This window comes from Pseudomonas sp. LS2P72 (assembly GCF_054897865.1).
The window spans coordinates 5,535,739-5,554,489 of sequence record NZ_CM142708.1; the positions used below are offsets into that span (position 1 = coordinate 5,535,739).

The window sequence follows — 18,751 nt, forward strand, 5'->3', positions numbered from 1 at the left end:
GACAGTATCCATTTCCTCTCCAACCCGTTTTAGTCATTGGCATCTGCAATCCATGCAGAGGTTTGATCACATGCCACGGAGAGTAAAATGTCTATTTCAACCCCAGTCCGCCTAGTAAATATGCCCGGCCAAATCGACTTTGCCTTTGGGAAAGACGGCGTTGTACGAATCAACGTACCTGGAGCATTGAGATCACGCGTTGTCTCGGTGATCAACGGACCTGACGACACACTGTATGTGTGTGGGTCCGCGGACTTCGCGTCTGGCACTTCACAGTTTTTCATCACCGCGTTGAACTCGGCAGGCGACGTCATCAGCGGCTTTGGCGACAACGGTTATGTCATCAACGTGTTCAAGACAAACAGAGCTTCGTATGCGCATCAGCTAGTTCTGTCAGGTAACAAACTGCTGCTGATCGGAGCAGTATCTGGCGGTGACCAACCGGCGTTGGCCCAGCTTGATTTACAGGGAAACTTTGACACCGCGTTTGGAGAAAATGGAAGCGGCAAAATTGTCATCAGCCTCCCCGCTCCCCCAGGTGCATTATCCGACCAGAATCGGCCGGACGCCTTTCAAGCAGACTCAACGAGCAGCGGTGGCACGCTCGAAGGGGCGGCGAACATCCTTGATGACGGGAAAATTCTGCTGACTCACTACTTTGTCACAGACCGGCCAACCTATGGCCTGATCATCCGCACGCATGCCAATGGCTCGCTAGACACGGGCTTCGCCAATGCTGGCTATCTCGCTGTCATCGTTCCAGGGTATGAAAAGGACCAGACACAAATTCAAAGTGTCACCGTCGATTCAGAAGGTCGATACGTTGCCTGCGGCAGCGTCCACCGCGTCGGATTAAATAGAGTCGACACCTTCTTTGCTCGCTACAGTCCTGAGGGCCAATCCGATACGTCGTTCGCAAAGGAGGGATTCGAGATTATCGAGAGCCATATTGAACTTCCTGGTGGAGCACGAGCCGTGGCAATTATCCCGTTAGAGCGGGGACGTATTTTAAGCGTCGGCGGTTCCAATCGAGCCCCCTACTTGGGCCAATTACTGATGCTGGAAGAAAACGGCCAGATGAGTCCTGACTTCAATGGCGGTGAACCGCTCAACACGCAATTGGGTCAGAGCAGTACGCTCTGGAAAGCGTCCACGCGTCATACCAACGAAAAACTCGTCGTTGCCGGGGCCATAGACAAGCAAATGGACTCGGGAAATTTCGATGTCGTCGTCGCCCGTTTTGATAAAACGGGAAAACTGGATACAGAGTTCAATAATGGTCTCGGCTGGACGCGAACGCGCTTAGGTAGCCAAACCGCCTGGGCTGCTGCGGTGCTCTTGCAAGAAGGCAAAATTGTCATTGGTGGAGTATCAGACGACGTGGCCAGTGGCGTTGTAGTGCGGTATCACGGCTAACGTTTCCACTTCCAACGGCATGAAGATCCTGCACGTTGGCGACAAGATGGTCTGATTGACCGGTTGCTGAAAAACAAAAGCCCCGCCATGTGAATGGCGGGGCTTTTTTTCGTCTGGAACACGGAAAACCTCAAAATCAGAGTCTGTCTACTGTCAGGTTTGACAGTAGACAGGCCTCATCCCCGGGCGCTGAATAAGCCCCGATGCTGGGTAACGGCACTTGATTGCAAGACATGCCGGGCAGTGACCAAGCCATTTATCATCTTCTTAAGGACTAAAGATCATGAGCACTGTTCAATCTCGGACTTCACGGCGGTCAGGTACCCCGGACCCTGATTTTGGCAACGACGGCGTGCTGGAACTGCGGGTAGGTAATGAAATCGCGACCGCCAGCGCTATCGTGTTCGATGCCAGCAATGACCACAACACCAGCCTTGTCACCGTGCAGACCTCGACCGGGACTTTCCTGGGGCGACGCCTGGAGAACGGCGATGCAGACACGGGCTTCGGCACCGATGGCTTCGCCAGGGTTATGTATGCAGTCGATGCTGAAAGCACCGTCGCCTCGGCGATTCATGTTCTGCCAAGTGGCAAGCTTCTGGTGGTCGGCTTACACGGCAAGACCGCATTGAGCAAGTTTATCGGCCTGACGCAGTTCAATGCCGATGGTTCACTGGACGAAGGGTTCGGAAATCTGGGCCGCAAGGTAGTTGTCTTTGATGACCATGAAAATGGCCATGGCTTGACAACTACCGTGAGATCAACCGTGCAGGACAAATACATTTTCGTCGCACTGTCGGACCGCGAAAGCCGCATCGCCCGCCTCACCGCTAATGGTGAACTGGACAAAACGTTCAATGACACCGGCTATGTGCTGGTCACGCCTCCCAATGCACGCATGACCCGTGTGGTCAATCTGTTCAGCCTGGGCAACGTCATTTTCGCAGGAGGGACTGCCCAGTTCGATCGCTACAGCGGCTTCACCACCCGACTGACCGCCAGTGGCGCCATTGACAGCGGATATGGCACGCAGGGTTACCGGATCACCACGGTCGACGGTAAGCAGGCGCACGCTCATTTCGCGATCACAGTTGCAGACAGCACCATTGTGCTTGGGGGCGGCTGGGCGGGGGACGCGAGTAACACTGCCCGGGGGATTCTGTCGTCGTGCACACAGGGAGGCCAGAATAACCCTGACTTCAACGGCGGCAACGACCTGTACACCCCAGTGCCCGGTACAAACATGAGCTGGGTCGATGCCACGACATCGAGTGATCATATGACGTTGGTCGCCTACGCCAGACCCCACAACCAACCCTCCTCGCTGGCTATCGCAAGATTCTCTTTACGTGGCGAACTGGACACCGACTTTGCCGAAAATGGCTGGTGGATCCAGGCCAGAGGCGACACCGACGCCCGGATTACCACACAAAACGATGGGCGTTTGCTGGTCATCCGTGGCCAGTGGATGCATCGTTTCCTGGCATAAAGATCTTGTCTGTCGGGGTGCACAACGAAAAGCTTCGCCGTGTGAATGGCGAGGCTTTTTGCTTTCCGGGGCTGGAAGATGTGTTGCCTGGGCGGGCCTCATCGCGAGCAGGCACCGCAGAATCAATGGCGTTTGATGAACCCGGTCAACGCCGCAATCGCTTCCGGCGAGCGCAACCGTTGGGTGAACTGTGCACTCTCTTCTTCTATTACCTTGCGCAGTTGTTCGCGGTCCGGGGCTTTCATCAATTGCTTGCTGATACGCACCGCTTCCGGTGGCAGCGACTCGAAACGCAACGCCATCTCCCGCGCCTTGGCCAATGCCTCTTCGCCACTGTCCAAGGCTTCGGTCGCAATGCCCCACTGCGCGGCCTGCTCACCACTGAAACCTTCGCCAAGCAGCAACAACTCGGCGGCTTTAGCATGCCCGAGCAATCGCGGCAGAAGCAGGCTGGAACCAAACTCCGGGCATAACCCGAGATTAACGAACGGCATGCGAAGGCGCGCATCGCGGCTGACATACACCAGATCGCAATGCAGCAGCATCGTCGTGCCAATGCCCACCGCAGCGCCGGCCACGGCGGCGATCACCGGTTTGCGGCATTCGAGCAGGGTGAGCATGAACTGGAACACCGGGCTGTCGAGGTTGCTCGGCGGTTGCTGGATGAAGTCGGCGATGTCGTTGCCAGCGGTGAAGCACTCGGTAGAACCGGTGATCAGCACGGCGTTGATTTCCGGGTCGGAATCCGCCTGTTTCAGCGCTTCGGCCAAGTGGCTGTACATGGCACGGGTCAGGGCGTTTTTCTTGTCGGGGCGGTTGAGGCGCAGAGTCAGCAGGCCGCGCTCACGTTCAAATTGGATGGCATCGCTCATGGTCGGTCTCGCGTCTGAAAATCAGCGCTCAACCGCGGAGAACAAAGACGTCCGCCAGCAGTTGATTGCGCGGCAATCCCGCCAGGTACAAGCGCCGGGCAAAGGCGTCGACGCTGTCAGGGGCCCCGCAGAGTAAGGCCAGGGTTTGCCGTGAAACAAGCCGCAGTTGTGCCAAAGCCTCTGGCAACTCGGCCGCCGTCCACAGTTCGATGCTCAGGTTCGGGCGGCTGGCGGCCATGGCTTGCAGGGGTTTGGCCAGGTAATGTTCCTCGGCATCATGGGCCAGGTGAATGACGCGAATAGCGCCTTGGTGATCCTGCCGCAACGCTTCGCGCAAGACACCGAATAAAGGTCCCAAACCCGTGCCGGCAGCCAACAGCCAAAGCGCTCGGGTGCTCCAGTCAGGGTCGTAATGCAATGCCCCGCCGCGCAACTCGCCGAGACGAATCGAATCACCGATCTTGAATTGCCGCGCCGCGTCGCTGAATTCACCCGGCTGGCGACAATCGAGGTGGAACTCCAGAAAGCGATCTTCTTCCGGCAGGCTGGCGAGGGAATATGGCCGCGCCACGTTGCCCGCCCACAACACCAGATGCTGCCCCGCGCTGTAGCGCAGCGGACGCTCGGGGGTCAGGCGCAAACGCAACACGCTGGCGCTCAGCCAATCGACAGCCGCCACCTCGGCCGGGCGGCCATCCTGCTGAGGGTCGAAGGTGTGCACCTGCAAGTCCTCGACCACCTGACACTGACACGCCAGGCGCCAGCCTTGCTGACGCTGGTCTGCGCTCAGAGCGTCGGGGCGGTTGTCATTCGGCAGCCCTTGGACACATTGCACCAGACACGCATGGCAACTGCCGGCGCGACAGCTGTAGGGCACCGATACGCCGTTCTGATTCAACGCATCGAGCAGGTTACTGCCCGCCGCCACCGACCATTGGCGTTCGCCGACCCGTAACTCAGGCATCGACGTTCTCCCACGCCGCCGCGCAACGATTGCGGCCGTCACGCTTGGCGCGATAAAGCGCCTGGTCGGCGCGCTGCAAGGCTTCATCGAGATCGTCGCCCAGTTCGAGCAACGTCATGCCCGCCGACAAGCTGAGATGGGCGACGTTGAGTCCGATCAGTTCTACATCGGTGAACGCAATACGCAGCCGCTCGCAACAGGAGGTCAAGCGCTCGGCGTTGCAATCGGGCAGCAGCACGACGAATTCTTCGCCACCGTAACGGGCCAGAACATCGCCATCGCGCAAGCAGGCGGTGGCCACGGCGGCAAAGGCTTGCAGCACCTGATCACCGGCGGCATGGCCGTGTACGTCGTTGATCCGTTTGAAATGGTCGAGGTCGATCAGCGCCAGGCCATGCACGACACCGGCGTCCATGGCCTTCAGCTCACGGGAGGCCAGGCGCAGGAAATGCCGGCGATTGAACAGCCCGGTCAGTTCGTCGGTGGCCACCAGGTCTTCGAGCTGGCGCATCATCCCGCGCAGGGTGTCCTGATGCGCCTGCAAGGCAAATCGGCGCTGACGCATGCGTAAACGGGAGGCCTGGACGTGACGGGCATAAAGTTCCAGCCAGACCAACACGATGAGCAGCACGCACACCTGCAACGCGGCCAGTGCCGGGTCGGGTAACTGGAAGTGGTAGCCCTCCCACAGCGTGATCGCGCTGAAACTGACGAACACCAATAGCGCGCACCGCAGAAAGGCAATGCGCGAAAGATGGAACAACCCGAACAGCAGAATCAGCACGTAGAACACCAGGAACGCGCCGCGTGCCTCGTCCAGATTGGCGATCAGCCAGGTTTGCCAACCCAGCCCCAGCAACACTTGCGCTTCAGTCAGGCTGGGGTCGGAAAAACGCAGGTTGCAGCCGCTGTAAAACACCGCAAACAACGCCGCCTGACTGATGACCACCAGCGCACTGCCGATGGCCACGTTGGACAGGGATTCATCGTAATGACCGGTGAAAAACGCCAGCCACAACAGCACCAAAGCCAGGGCGTAGGTGCCGGCTGCGAGGGCGAAGCGTTTGAGCAACAAGCGCTGGATGGCGTTATGGGTCAATCGTTGACTCACCGTGCGAAGGGAGGCTGCTTGAGTGTCCTACTCTACAGACCGAATGCCACTTTAGTTGCGTGCCTGATAAATGACCATTCAATTTTAAGGGCGGAAAACTGGCGTCAATGTCATGACCCGTGGCGAGGGGATTTATCCCCGTTGGGTGGCGGAGCCGCCCCGAAAGCTGCACCTCGGTGCATCAGGTGTATCGCGTGTGTCGGATTGGCGACTGCTTCGCAGTCGAACGGGGATAAATCCCCTCGCCACAGATAAATCCCCTCGCCACGAGATTGACTACCGGCGGGTGTGCCTGGAACCGAGGCGCGTTATACTGCCGCGCCTTTTTAGCGTCGCGCCAGCAGCCCCGGCGTGCCTTGTAAAGGTGCTTGCAACCGACCGATGCACCCAAGCTGCAAGCACCTTATTGAATGTTCCCGTCTTTTAGAGGAGCGCGACTCATGACCGTGATCAAGCAAGACGACCTGATACAGAGCGTTGCCGACGCCCTGCAGTTCATTTCCTATTACCACCCCGTTGACTTCATCCAGGCGATGCACGAAGCCTACCTGCGCGAAGAATCGCCAGCGGCCCGTGACTCCATGGCGCAAATCCTGATCAACTCGCGGATGTGCGCCACCGGCCACCGCCCGATCTGCCAGGACACCGGCATCGTTACCGTCTTCGTTCGCGTGGGCATGGACGTACGTTGGGATGGCGCCACCATGGGCCTGGACGACATGATCAACGAAGGCGTGCGCCGGGCTTACAACCTGCCGGAAAACGTCCTGCGTGCCTCGATCCTCGCCGACCCGGCGGGCGCTCGTAAAAACACCAAGGACAACACCCCGGCCGTTATTCACTACTCCATCGTTCCGGGTAACACCGTGGAAGTGGACGTGGCGGCCAAGGGCGGCGGTTCCGAGAACAAGTCGAAAATGGCCATGCTCAACCCATCCGACTCGATCGTCGACTGGGTGCTGAAAACCGTTCCGGAAATGGGCGCTGGCTGGTGCCCACCGGGCATGCTCGGCATCGGCATCGGCGGCACCGCCGAGAAAGCCGCGGTGATGGCCAAGGAAGTGTTGATGGAGTCCATCGACATTCACGAGCTGAAAGCACGTGGCCCGCAGAACCGTATCGAAGAGATGCGTCTGGAGCTGTTCGAGAAGGTCAACCAACTGGGCATCGGCGCCCAGGGCCTCGGTGGCCTGACCACCGTGCTCGACGTGAAGATCATGGATTACCCGACCCATGCCGCTTCGTTGCCGGTGTGCATGATCCCGAACTGCGCCGCCACCCGTCACGCGCACTTCGTGCTCGACGGTTCCGGCCCGGCCTCGCTGGAAGCGCCACCGCTGGACGCCTACCCGGAAATCGTCTGGGAAGCGGGCCCATCGGCCCGTCGCGTCAACCTCGACACCCTGACCCCGGAAGATGTGCAGAGCTGGAAGCCGGGCGAAACAGTCCTGCTCAACGGCAAAATGCTCACCGGTCGCGACGCCGCGCACAAGCGCATGGTCGAGATGCTGAACAAAGGTGAAACCCTGCCGGTGGACCTCAAAGGTCGTTTCATCTACTACGTCGGCCCGGTTGATCCGGTGCGCGAAGAAGTGGTGGGCCCTGCCGGTCCGACCACGGCGACGCGGATGGACAAGTTCACCCGTCAGATCCTCGAGCAAACCGGCCTGCTGGGCATGATCGGCAAATCCGAGCGCGGCCCTACCGCGATCGAAGCGATCAAGGACCACAAAGCCGTTTACCTGATGGCGGTCGGCGGCGCAGCTTACCTGGTGGCACAAGCCATCAAGAGATCCCGCGTGGTGGCTTTCGCCGAACTGGGCATGGAAGCGATCTATGAGTTCGACGTGAAAGACATGCCGGTTACCGTTGCGGTTGATAGCAAGGGTGAGTCGGTACACATCACCGGTCCTGCCATCTGGCAGAAAAAGATCAGTGAAAGCCTGGCGGTGGAAGTGCAGTAAGCGCTTCAGCCTGCCACTACGGCCGGGTCGTCTTATAGATGACCCGGCCGTTTTTTTTGGCAACGTTTTTACCATTCGCGATAAAGAGCAGTGTTTTTCACCGTATTCGGTCTAAAAAAACCCGCCTCACCTGTCAGATCTGACAGGTCACACCTTTCCCTGATTTTGTTAGCGTCGCTCTATCTCGCGACACCGTTGCTACGGGAGAGCGCAAAGCCGACACAGGATCAGCCCCATGGAAGAGCAAGCATCCCTGAGCATTACTGCCCCCTCCATCGACAAGAGAATTTCCTTTGCCACGATTGGCAAAAGCTGGGGATCGGTCGGCGTAACGGGCAGTGCTTCATTCGAGTTACCGTTGCCCCTTTCAGGCGGGCGCGGTTTCGACCCCGCCATGGCGCTGAGCTATGACAGCCAGGGCGGTAACGGTCCGTTCGGCATTGGCTGGCGTTTGGGCACCAGTGCCATCACTCGCCGGACCAGCAAGGGAGTGCCCGATTATCTTGCCACCGACATCATGGTCGGCCCCGGCGGCGAGGAGTGGATGCCCGAACTGGATAACGACGGCAAGCCCAAGTCCAGAATAGAAAGTGAGTATCGCGGCCTTTCCATCGGCGAGCACAGCGTGGTGCGCTACTGGCCGCGGATCGAGAGTTCGTTCGACCTGATCGAGCTCTGGCAACCGGAGGAAAAACCGCCCTTCTGGCTGGTGCACGGGGCCGATGGCAGTCTTCATGTCTACGGCAAGACCGACGCTTCGCGCCGTGCCGAACCTGTCGACCCGACCGCCCCTGACGCACCGCAACGTATCGGTGTGTGGTTGCTGCTCGAAAGCATGAACCCTCATGGCGAACACATCTGTTTCGACTACAAACCCGAAGATCAGACTCACTCCCCGGATGACTCGCACGACTATCGTGCCCAGCGCTACTTGCACCGGGTGTATTACGGCAATGCCCTGGCCAGCAAAGACCTGTACACCTGGACGGTGGAAAATCCGGCGACTCTGAACTGGCATTTCCACCTGGTGTTCGACTACGGCGAACGCACCCGAGATCTGCAAAAGAAACCGCTCTACGGCCCACCGTTCGACAATCCCGGCGAGGGTTATGGTGAATGGCAATTGCGCAGCGACCCCTTCCACAGCTACACCTATGGTTTCGAACTGGGCACCCGACGCCTCTGCCATCAGGTCTTGATGTTTCACCATTTCCCCGCAAAACCGGAACAACAACCGGCGCTGACTCGGCGATTGCTGCTGCAATACCAAACGACTTCCCTGGCATACACCCAACTGGTAGCGGCGCACTATCAGGCGTACGACGCCAGCGGCGCCGTAGAAAACATGCCACCGGTGGAGTTCGACTTTTCGGGCTTCGAACTCAATCAGCAGTCGAGCCCGTTCTTCCCCTTCGAAAACATGCCCGGCATCGAGGACGGCGCGCACCACCAATGCGTCGATCTGTTCGGTGAAGGCGTGCCGGGGTTTATCTGTCGTTATGACCAGAGCTGGTATTACCGCGAACCCTTGCGCGCGCTGACGGGGGGCGATGACATCCACTATGGCCCTTGGACGGAACTGTCCAAAATTCCCGTGGCCAATCGCAATCAACCGACCTACCAAGCGTTGACCGATCTGACCGGCGACGGCCGGCTCGACTGGATCCTCGCCTCACCCGGCATGAGCGGTTTCCACACCCTCAACCCCGATCGCAGCTGGTCAGGGTTCATTCCCTTTACGGCGTTCCCGGTCGAGTTCTTCCACACGCTTTCACAGTCTGGCGACTTGATGGGCGACGGGCTCAGCTCGATGGCGCTGATCGGCCCGCGAAGCGTGCGTCTGTACGCCAGTCGGCGTGAGGACGGTTTCGCCCCGGGTCAGGACGTCGAGCACAAACCGGACACCGACCGCCTGCCGCTGTTCAGCAGTTCGCGCAGCGAACTGGTGATGCTGGGTAATTTGCTGGGCAGTGACATGACCGAGCTGTGCCGCATCCGGCACGACGAAATCAAATGCTGGCCGAACCTCGGTCACGGTCGGTTCGGCAAGGGTTTTGTCATGAGTGCCCTGCCCTTCGACTACGCGACATTCGACGCGGCGCGGGTGCGGATTGCCGACCTCGACGGCTCCGGTGCACCGGCACTGATTTATCTGAACTCCGACTGTTTCGAGATCTATTTCAATCACGGCGGCAATGGTCTGGAGCAAACCCCGGTCACAGTCCCCTGGCCCGACGGCATCCGCTACGACAACCTGTGCCAGGTCACCCTCGCCGACCTGCAAGGCCTGGGTTGCGCGAGCCTGATTTTGACCGTGCCGCACATGAAGCCACGGCACTGGCGCTACGATTTCGTCAGTGCCAAGCCTTACATGCTGGTCGCCAGTAACAACAACATGGGCTGCAGCACCCAGGTGGTGTATCGCAGTTCGGCGCAGGAATGGCTGGATGAAAAGAATCGGATACTCAAGCTCAAACGTTTGCCGATTTCCTACTTGCCGTTCCCGGTGCCCGTGGTCAAGCAACAAAGCCAGCTCGATGAAATCACCGGCAACCGCCTGAACCAGTTTTTCCAGTATTTGCAGGGTTACTACGATGGCCGGAACCGCGAGTTTCGCGGTTTCGGGCTGCTGCGCCAGACCGACAGTGAAACCGGTGCAATTGAAGATGACATCGGTTTTACCGCCCCGGCGCTGGTCTGCACCTGGTTTCACACCGGACGGCAGATCGACCTGCCACGCGATGGCTACTTCAATCGTGATCCCGAAGCCCTTGCCTTGAAGCCCTCGTTGTTTTGCCGGTATCACCGCAACGACCACTTTGATGATCCCGTCCCACCCGCCGACGAAGCCACCGCCCACGAAATCGCCCGCGCCCTTGCCGGGTCGGTGTTGCGGGTCGAAACCTACGCCGCCGACGACGACTTGGCCACGGCAGTGCCTTTCGCCGTGGAGGAAAGCCGCTACAAGGTCCGCGAGCTACGCAAAAAAGGAGACCATGACGCGTACCCGATCATGCTGCCCTTGCCACTGGAAAAGATCAGCTACCAGTACGAACGCTTCGAGAATGACCCGCTGTGCCGACATGAAATCACCTTGGGTCATGACGAGTTCGGTCTGCCTGTGCATGCCATCACGGTCAGCTATGCACGGCGCAGAACCGCCAGCGATGAACCGCCCTTTGGCGATGTCGATGAACAGAAATGGTGGCTTGATGCCCACGATCCGGCACAGCAGTCTTATTACCTGAGCGAAACCCGCGCCGAGTTCATTCACTTGAAGGAGGACCTGCAAGGCTGGCGACTGGGTCTGCCCTATCTGCAACGTGGCAACGCAATGGTCTTGCCCAAGGGAACGGCACCCGCAGGACTTACCCCGGCAGATATCTCCCATGAACGGTTTATCGAGCTGTACGCCTCGCCCGAATGGGCCGCTCAGCGGCTACTGACCACGCAGTCGGTACATCGCTACCTCAAGACTGACGATCGAACAGTACTTGCCGATGGCAAAGCCGATTTCGAGGCACTGCGGGCACCGCTGGAAATTGCCCAACTGGACAAGACAGCACTGCAAGCCTACGACACGGTGCCGTCGCTCGTTATTCGGGACGAACTGGAAAAAATCGGCTATTCGGCCATGCCTCTGGTGCTGGGGGTAGACGAGGAGGCAGACAAGGAAGAGGACAAGGAGAGAAACCTATGGTCGTCCCGGTATGGTTTTGCCAAGTACGGCGAGCTCGATAGTTTTTACAAAGTGATGGAGTACAACGAAACGCTCAGTTACGGCATCACGACAGCCCGCTACGACGCCTACTGTCTGCTGCCGAAAAGCATCACGCAGCCGGACGGGTGCGAAGCCCGTTTCGAATATGACTATCACGCCCTGCAACTCATGCGCAGCATCGATGCCAATGACAATGTCGAGGAAGCCCTTTACGAGCCGTCCGGACAACCCCTTGTCATCAGCTTTTATGGAACTGAAAACGGCGAAGAAACGGGTTTTCGGCCCATCTGCGAATACGTACCCCCTGTGGGCCACCGTCCGGACCCTGCCATCGAAGATCCGAAAGACACCCTAAAAAATGCGGCCAGCGTATTGCGCAAGGACCTGTTCAGCTGGATGGGCGAACTCCCCCATTCCGTCAGGCAGACACCTGACTGGCTGACCGCCTGGATTGCACAAGGCTACGTGTTGCCAAGTCTGCACATTCGCGCCAGCGCCCGCCTTCGCCTGTCCCGGCTCAAATCCCTGACCGCGCCTGAGCAAGCGCTGCTCGACCTGATCCACACGGTTCCCCGCGAACCGGTGCACAGCGTCGTCCTCACCGCTGACCGCTATTGGGATGATGAGCTGCAGCAAATCCAGATCGTCAAAGCCTTTGTGGATGGTTTCGGCCGGCCACTGCAGACCAAACAGTTGGTCGAGCCGGGACAGGCTTTTGTGGTGGAAAACGGTGAACTGGTGATTGAAGACGGCAAGCCAAAAGTCGCGCACGCCGATCCGCGCTGGCGCGTCAGCGAACGTGTGGAATACAACAACAAAGGACTGACTGTTCGGGTATTTCGCCCTTACTTCGCCAATGGACATCGCTATATCAATGACCATTCCTTCCGTGAGTTCGGCCATCACGATCAGAACTTTTACGACGTGCTGGGTCGCCAGAATAAAGTCATCAACGCCAAAGGAGATGTCGCGCTCGAGATCATCCACCCCTGGTACACCACCAGCCTGGATTTCAATGACACCTACGTTGCGCCGCCTGAAAGTGAGTTGAAGGCAGGCAAGCCATGACGACCACCGTTCATTGGCGGACCCCGAACCTGACGGTCATTGATAGTCGGGGTTTACCGATTCGCCAGATCGAGTACTTGCGCAAGGTCATCGACGGGCCACTGGAAACCCTGATTACCCGACAACGGCATGACGCCGCCGGACGACTGCTCGAACAATCGGACCCGCGCCTGTTTGGTATCGTGCCCAACCTGAGCACGACCTACCGACTTTCCGGCGAGCCGCTGAAGGTCTGCTCTGTAGATGCCGGCTGGCGCTTGAGCCTGGCCGGACTCGCCGGGGAAGAGCTTCAGCGTTGGGATCAACGTGGCAGTCATTGGCGCACCACCTACGACCCTCAGTTGCGCCCGCTCGCCATCGAGGAAAACGGTCAACCGAACGTCGAAACCTTTATGTATGCCGACGCCTCAGGCGACCCCGGCTGCAACCTCCGTGGCCAGATGATCAAGCAAACCGATTCTTCTGGTGGGCTTGAGCTCAGCAGCTTCAGCCTGCAGGGCCAATCGTTGCGCGAAACCCGAAAGATTGCCGACAAGGTTTTTGTCGGTAGCCGTACCTGGAGCCCTCTCGGTGCGATGCTGACCCAGACCGATGCCGGCAATCATCAGCAACAGTTGCGCTACGACATTGCCGGGCAGCTGAAAAAGACTCAACTGCGGATCAAGCCCGAGGACGCCTGGTTGCCCATTCTGGAAGATGCCCAGTACAACGCCGCCGGTCAGATCATCGAACAGCGTGCGGGAAACAAGGTGGTCAGCCGCTGGATCTACGACGCAGTGGATGGTCGGCTCAAGCACTTGAAAGCCGGTGTGCCTGAAACGGCCCTGCGGCAGAACCTCGAGTATGTCCATGATCGGGTCGGTAACGTATTGCGCATCGACGATCACACGTTCCAGACCAGGTTCTTTGCCAATCAGCACATGGATGGCCACCGCGAGTTCACCTATGACTCGCTCTATCGGTTGATCAGTGCCACCGGCCATGACGCGCCCCCGACATCTGACCTGCCGGGCCGCCCGCTACCGAGCGATCCCAACAATCATCTCAACTATCACCAGACGTATGAGTACGACCTCGGTGGCAACCTGAACAAGCTGATCCATGGCCGTGCCGTGGGGGGTTACACCCAAGAGATGCTCATTGACCCATCGAGCAACCGTGGCGTGCGCGGGAAAGAGGGAGACCCCGTACCCGATTTTCCTGCGCTGTTTGACCGCCACGGCAATCTCCGGGCCTTGCATTCGGGAATCGACTTGCAGTGGAGCAGCCGTGATCAACTGGCATCAGTGACGCTGGTCAAACGCGAAGACGGACCCGACGATGAAGAAACCTATCGCTATAGCCAGGGCGTACGCGTCTACAAATGCCACCAATGGCATACGCCATCGACCAGCCATTTTCACGAAGTGATGTATTGGCCGGGGCTGGAGATCCGTAAACGCGACAACGGCGAAGAGCTGCACGTCATTACCTTGCCGAGCGGGTTCGGTAGCGTGCGATGCCTGCATTGGGTCAGCGCAAAGCCCGACGGGATCGATGCCGATCAATTGCGCTACAGCCTTGACGACCCTTTGGGCTCCAGCCTCATGGAGCTCGATCAACACGCTAGCCTGATCAGCCACGAAGGTTACTACCCCTTCGGCGGCACCGCGTGGCTGACGGCGGATTCCGCACTGGAGGTCAGCTATAAAACCATCCGTTACTCAGGCAAGGAAATGGATGTCAGCGGGCTTTACTACTACGGGCTGCGGTACTACGCGCCTTGGTTGTGGCGGTGGGTCAATCCGGATCCGCTGGGGGATGTGGATGGGCTCAATCTGTATGCATTTGTGGGGAATAACCCGCTGCTTTACGTGGACGGTTTCGGAGCATCAAAAGAAAAATGGGAAATTCACAATTACGCGCTTTTCATTTCGAGCCTCGTTTCAAACGTCATGCCAACCCTTAAGCGAATCGAAAACATCGCCGGTAAAAGCGGTATTGCAAAGAGTCTGCTGAAAAATACACTTGGCGAAGGCCTAAGCGGTACAACAGCGTTCTTTGGTGGCTTCTACGGTAGCGAGGCAATTGGCGGTTTGTTACCTGGAGTCGACATCAATCTTGATCCCTATGCCGTCGGTTTTATCGGAGGAAACGCCGGTGGTGACCTGGCCGACGAATCAGAAGTAACGATCCGTGCGCCCTTCAAGCTGGTGCGTCCACTCATACCGCAAACATCAACAATGACCATCGCCGAGATCGATCGCCAGGCGGGGCTTGATGTGAGCAGCGACAACGGCAGTGTCCTCGACCAGGGAATTCTCGCGTTCTTTGGCAGATTCGTTGGATCAGTGGTCCCGGGAGTCAGCGCGCTAATAGCCTTGGGCTCTCGGGTTCAGGAAGCGGAGGACATCAAGAACGGGCTCACGCCTGTAAAAATCGACAAAATCGACAAAATGCTTGTCGACTGGAAAACCACCACCGAACAACGCTGGGCTAGAGCTAAAATCAACTTTAAAAAGTTAGGCACTGACGTCATTTATCCCGCCGACATATTACCCAACGTCACTTACATGACCCCTAAAAGCACCCTTCAGCCCATTTCTCTCGCTGGTCTGGAGAATCAGACCAAGGTCACTCTGGCCAAAATAGAACGGAGTCAGGAACGTATGCGCCTCTACAGAGAGGCTGGCACCACGGATAACAGGTTTCTGGAACGGCAACGACGAAAAGCAGCTTAGACGCGCCACTCGTATCGACCATCGTCCAATCAAGGTGCGGTGGAGCGGCGGGCATCGGCAACAAGTCTGGACGGCATGCTATCGTGCGCGCCCGTATTCCCAGTGTTTTCTACAGCATGATTCCAACTGCTCGTGCCGTGCGTTTGTCGTTGTATACCCTGTTGATCATCGCCGGGGCGGTCCTTGCCGCCACCTTGGCCATACGTCATGCCGAACGTCAGGCGCTGGTCGAAGACGCCGCCCGCGCCAATCAGCAATTGGCGCTCTATGCCAACTCCCTGCACACCCTGATCGATCGCTACCGTGCCCTACCCGCCGTCCTCGCGCTAGACCCGGAGTTGCGCGGCGCCCTCGACGGCCCGGTATCCGCTGAACAGCAGGACGCACTAAACCGCAAACTGGAAAAAATCAACGGTGCGGCGCAATCCTCGACCCTCGAATTGCTGGATCACACCGGCCTCGCCGTGGCCGCCAGCAATTGGCGCCTGCCCAGCAGTTACGTCGGTCACAACTACGGTTTTCGCCCCTATTTCAGCCAGACACGCACCCAAGGCACCGGGCGCTTTTATGCGGTGGGCGTGACCAGCGGCATTCCCGGTTACTTCCTGTCCAGCGCGGTCACCGGTGACGACGGCCAGTTCCTCGGCGCCATGGTGGTGAAACTCGAATTCCCGGAACTTGAGCGCGAGTGGCGTCAGGGCAGCGACACGCTGCTGGTCAGCGATGCACGCGGGATTATCTTCATCGCCAACCAGCCGGGCTGGCGCTATCGCCTGTTGAAACCGCTGAGTGACAGCGATCACGCCGAACTCAAGGCCACCCGCCAATACGATAAACAACCGCTGATACCGCTCGAATATCAATCGGTGCGGCGCTTCGACGACAACAGTGATTTGACGCGGGTCGTGGGTCCTGACAGGACGGCGAATTACCTGTGGGAATCGCTGCCGCTGAGCACTGAAGGCTGGACGCTGCACCTGCTGCGCCGCCCGCAAGTCGCGTTCGAAGACAGCCGTAACGCCGGGCTCGCCGCCGCCGGGTTGTGGCTGGCCGTGGTGTTTCTGTTGCTGTTCCTCAATCAGCGCTGGCGTCTGGCCAAGCTGCGCCAACGCAGTCGTGAAGAGCTCGAGCAACTGGTGGAAGAACGCACTCGCGACCTGCGCACCGCTCAGGACGGTCTGGTGCAATCGGCCAAACTCGCCGCCCTCGGCCAGATGTCTGCCGCGCTGGCCCATGAAATCAACCAGCCGCTGACCGCCCAGCGCATGCAGCTGGCTACTCTGAGGCTGCTGCTCGACCACGGTCGGGTTGACGACGCTTACAAGGCGCTCAAACCGGTGGATGACATGCTGACGCGCATGGCCGCCCTCACCGGCCACCTGAAAACCTTCGCCCGCAAAAGCCCCAGCGGCCTGCGCGAACGGCTGGATTTGGCGGCGGTGGTCGACCAATCGTTGCAGCTGCTCGACACACGGTTGCGCGATGAACAGGTCAGCACGGTGCTGCACCTGACGCGCCCGGCGTGGGTGCGTGGCGATGCGATTCGCCTGGAACAGGTGCTGATCAATTTGCTGCGCAATGCGCTGGACGCCATGCAGGACAAACCCTGCAAACGCCTGGAAATCCGTCTCGAAGCCGACGAACAACTCTGGCGCCTGACCGTCGCCGATAACGGTGGCGGCATTGCCGAAGAGCACTTGGCCAACGTGTTTGATCCGTTCTTCACCACTAAACCGGTGGGTGATGGTCTGGGCCTCGGGCTGGCCGTATCCTTTGCCATTGTTCACGAATCGGGTGGACGCCTGAGCGCCGACAATCATGCAAACGGCGCGGTGTTCACCGTGACCTTGCCCATCGACCTGGAGGCCCCCGGCTCATGCTGAATTCAGTAATGGTGGTCGACGACGAAAGCAGTATTCGCAGTGCCGTTGAACAATGGCTGAGCCTGTCGGGGTTCGAGGTGCAATTGTTTAGCCGCGCCGATGAATGCCTGGCGCAGTTGCCGAAGCATTTCCCCGGGGTGATCCTCAGCGACGTGCGCATGCCGGGCATGACCGGCCTGGAACTGCTGGCCGAGGTTCAGCGGCGCGACGCCGACTTGCCGGTGATTCTGCTGACCGGCCACGGCGATGTGCCAATGGCGGTCGAAGCGATGCGCGATGGCGCCTACGACTTCCTTGAAAAACCCTTCAGCCCCGAAACCCTGCTCGGTAGTCTGCGCCGTGCGCTGGACAAGCGGCGGCTGGTGCTTGAAAACCGCGCCCTGCACGAGCAGGCGGACAACCGCGCCAAACTCGATGCGACGTTGCTGGGCGTGTCCCGTGGTTTGCAGACGTTGCGTCGGCAAGTGCTGGACCTGGCGACGCTGCCGGTCAATGTGTTGATTCGCGGTGAAACCGGCAGCGGCAAGGAATTGGTTGCCCGTTGCCTGCACGACTTTGGTCCGCGTGCCGACAAACCGTTTGTGGCGCTGAACTGTGCCGCGATCCCCGAGCAGTTGTTCGAGGCAGAACTGTTCGGTCACGAGAGCGGCGCGTTCACCGGCGCTTCGGGCAAACGCATCGGTAAGCTCGAATACGCCGACGGCGGCACGCTGTTTCTCGATGAAATCGAAAGCATGCCGCTGGCCCAGCAGGTGAAATTGCTGCGGGTGTTGCAGGAGCAGAAGCTGGAGCGGTTGGGCTCCAATCAGAGCATCCGCGTGGATTTGCGGATCATCGCCGCGACCAAACCCGACTTGCTGGACGAAGCCCGGGCCGGACGCTTTCGCGAGGACCTGGCCTATCGGTTGAACGTGGCCGAGTTGCGGCTGCCGCCGTTGCGCGAGCGGCGTGAAGACATTCCGTTGTTGTTCGAGTCGTTTGCACAAAATGCCGCCGAGCGTTTGGGGCGCACGTTTCCACCACTGAGCGGCCCGCAGTTGAGCCACCTTCTGAGCCACGACTGGCCGGGCAATGTGCGTGAATTGGCGAACGTTGCTGAGCGACAAGTGTTGGGGCTGGGTGAACCGGAACCGGTGGGGATCGATCCCGGGCAATCGCTGGCGGCGCAGCAGGAAGCGTTTGAAGCGCATTGTCTGCGCGCGGCGTTGACCCGGCACAAGGGCGATGTGAAAGCGGTGCTTGAAGAGCTGCAGCTGCCGCGTCGAACGTTCAATGAAAAGATGCAGCGACATGGGTTGACGCGCGAGATGTTTCTCCAAGACAGCTGATTTTGCGGTGCCTGTTCTGGCCTCATCGCGAGCAGGCTCGCTCCCACAATGGTCCTGCGTACACCAATCTACTGTGGGAGCGAGCCTGCTCGCGATGAGGCCGGTTCAAGCAAAGCAATTCCACGAGTTAATTGAGCGGTTTTCCGCTCATACCCAATCAAAAACAAGCGGATTTCCGCTCAGAAAATCTCCCCACCCCCTCTAAACCGCCCCTC

General features: G+C 59.0%; 10 protein-coding genes. 7 read left to right on the forward strand and 3 right to left on the reverse strand.

Annotated features, from left to right (window positions below; all coding sequences use genetic code 11):
• Positions 1-87: 87 nt before the first annotated feature.
• Positions 88-1,416 (forward strand): NHL repeat-containing protein, encoded by a 1,329-nt coding sequence (locus ACYZUA_RS25500; RefSeq protein WP_461961085.1) that lies wholly within the window; start codon positions 88-90, stop codon positions 1,414-1,416.
• 283 nt (positions 1,417-1,699) lie between these two features.
• On the forward strand, positions 1,700-2,905 hold the full coding sequence (locus tag ACYZUA_RS25505) for an NHL repeat-containing protein (RefSeq protein ID WP_461961086.1): 1,206 nt from the start codon (positions 1,700-1,702) through the stop codon (positions 2,903-2,905).
• Positions 2,906-3,027: 122 nt separating this feature from the next.
• Here the strand turns inward: ACYZUA_RS25505 and ACYZUA_RS25510 are convergent, their stop codons facing one another.
• Genes ACYZUA_RS25510 through ACYZUA_RS25520 form a run of 3 tightly spaced genes read right to left on the reverse strand, consistent with a single transcriptional unit; the run spans position 3,028 to position 5,840 of the window.
• Positions 3,028-3,777: an enoyl-CoA hydratase-related protein gene (locus ACYZUA_RS25510; RefSeq protein ID WP_461961087.1), complete on the reverse strand. Its 750-nt coding sequence runs from the start codon at positions 3,775-3,777 to the stop codon at positions 3,028-3,030.
• 28 nt (positions 3,778-3,805) lie between these two features.
• On the reverse strand, positions 3,806-4,741 hold the full coding sequence (locus tag ACYZUA_RS25515) for an iron-sulfur-binding ferredoxin reductase (RefSeq protein WP_461961088.1): 936 nt from the start codon (positions 4,739-4,741) through the stop codon (positions 3,806-3,808).
• A complete protein-coding gene (locus ACYZUA_RS25520) occupies positions 4,734-5,840 on the reverse strand; it encodes a GGDEF domain-containing protein (RefSeq protein WP_461961089.1) in 1,107 nt (368 codons plus the stop codon). The genes ACYZUA_RS25515 and ACYZUA_RS25520 overlap by 8 nt, the downstream gene beginning before the upstream one ends.
• Before the next feature lie 452 nt (positions 5,841-6,292).
• On the opposite strand from ACYZUA_RS25520, the gene ACYZUA_RS25525 reads away from it, so the two are divergent.
• The 5 genes from ACYZUA_RS25525 to ACYZUA_RS25545 all read left to right on the forward strand — a co-directional run bounded on the left by ACYZUA_RS25525 (position 6,293) and on the right by ACYZUA_RS25545 (position 18,536).
• Complete coding sequence (locus ACYZUA_RS25525; protein ID WP_461961090.1) at positions 6,293-7,816, forward strand: fumarate hydratase; 1,524 nt, start codon at positions 6,293-6,295, stop codon at positions 7,814-7,816.
• 235 nt (positions 7,817-8,051) lie between these two features.
• Positions 8,052-12,605, forward strand: coding sequence for a SpvB/TcaC N-terminal domain-containing protein (locus tag ACYZUA_RS25530; RefSeq protein WP_461961091.1), 4,554 nt, complete (start codon positions 8,052-8,054; stop codon positions 12,603-12,605).
• Entirely contained in the window at positions 12,602-15,325 is a 2,724-nt protein-coding gene (locus ACYZUA_RS25535) for an RHS repeat domain-containing protein (RefSeq protein WP_461961092.1), read from the forward strand. Before ACYZUA_RS25530 ends, ACYZUA_RS25535 begins: the two co-directional genes overlap by 4 nt.
• Before the next feature lie 116 nt (positions 15,326-15,441).
• The gene (locus tag ACYZUA_RS25540) at positions 15,442-17,208 is read left to right on the forward strand and encodes a sensor histidine kinase (RefSeq protein ID WP_461964119.1); all 1,767 of its coding nucleotides are present in this window, start codon (positions 15,442-15,444) and stop codon (positions 17,206-17,208) included.
• A complete protein-coding gene (locus ACYZUA_RS25545; protein ID WP_111451942.1) occupies positions 17,202-18,536 on the forward strand; it encodes a sigma-54-dependent transcriptional regulator in 1,335 nt (444 codons plus the stop codon). The genes ACYZUA_RS25540 and ACYZUA_RS25545 overlap by 7 nt, the downstream gene beginning before the upstream one ends.
• Positions 18,537-18,751: the final 215 nt, after the last annotated feature.

Excerpts from the sequence above, each read along its gene's own strand:
- ACYZUA_RS25500 (WP_461961085.1), top strand. The coding sequence starts at position 88 with ATGTCTATTTCAACCCCAGTCCGCCTAGTAAATATGCCCGGCCAAATC.
- ACYZUA_RS25505 (WP_461961086.1), top strand. The coding sequence starts at position 1,700 with ATGAGCACTGTTCAATCTCGGACTTCACGGCGGTCAGGTACCCCGGAC.
- ACYZUA_RS25510 (WP_461961087.1), bottom strand. The coding sequence starts at position 3,777 with ATGAGCGATGCCATCCAATTTGAACGTGAGCGCGGCCTGCTGACTCTG.
- ACYZUA_RS25515 (WP_461961088.1), bottom strand. The coding sequence starts at position 4,741 with ATGCCTGAGTTACGGGTCGGCGAACGCCAATGGTCGGTGGCGGCGGGC.
- ACYZUA_RS25525 (WP_461961090.1), top strand. The coding sequence starts at position 6,293 with ATGACCGTGATCAAGCAAGACGACCTGATACAGAGCGTTGCCGACGCC.
- ACYZUA_RS25530 (WP_461961091.1), top strand. The coding sequence starts at position 8,052 with ATGGAAGAGCAAGCATCCCTGAGCATTACTGCCCCCTCCATCGACAAG.
- ACYZUA_RS25535 (WP_461961092.1), top strand. The coding sequence starts at position 12,602 with ATGACGACCACCGTTCATTGGCGGACCCCGAACCTGACGGTCATTGAT.
- ACYZUA_RS25540 (WP_461964119.1), top strand. The coding sequence starts at position 15,442 with ATGATTCCAACTGCTCGTGCCGTGCGTTTGTCGTTGTATACCCTGTTG.
- ACYZUA_RS25545 (WP_111451942.1), top strand. The coding sequence starts at position 17,202 with ATGCTGAATTCAGTAATGGTGGTCGACGACGAAAGCAGTATTCGCAGT.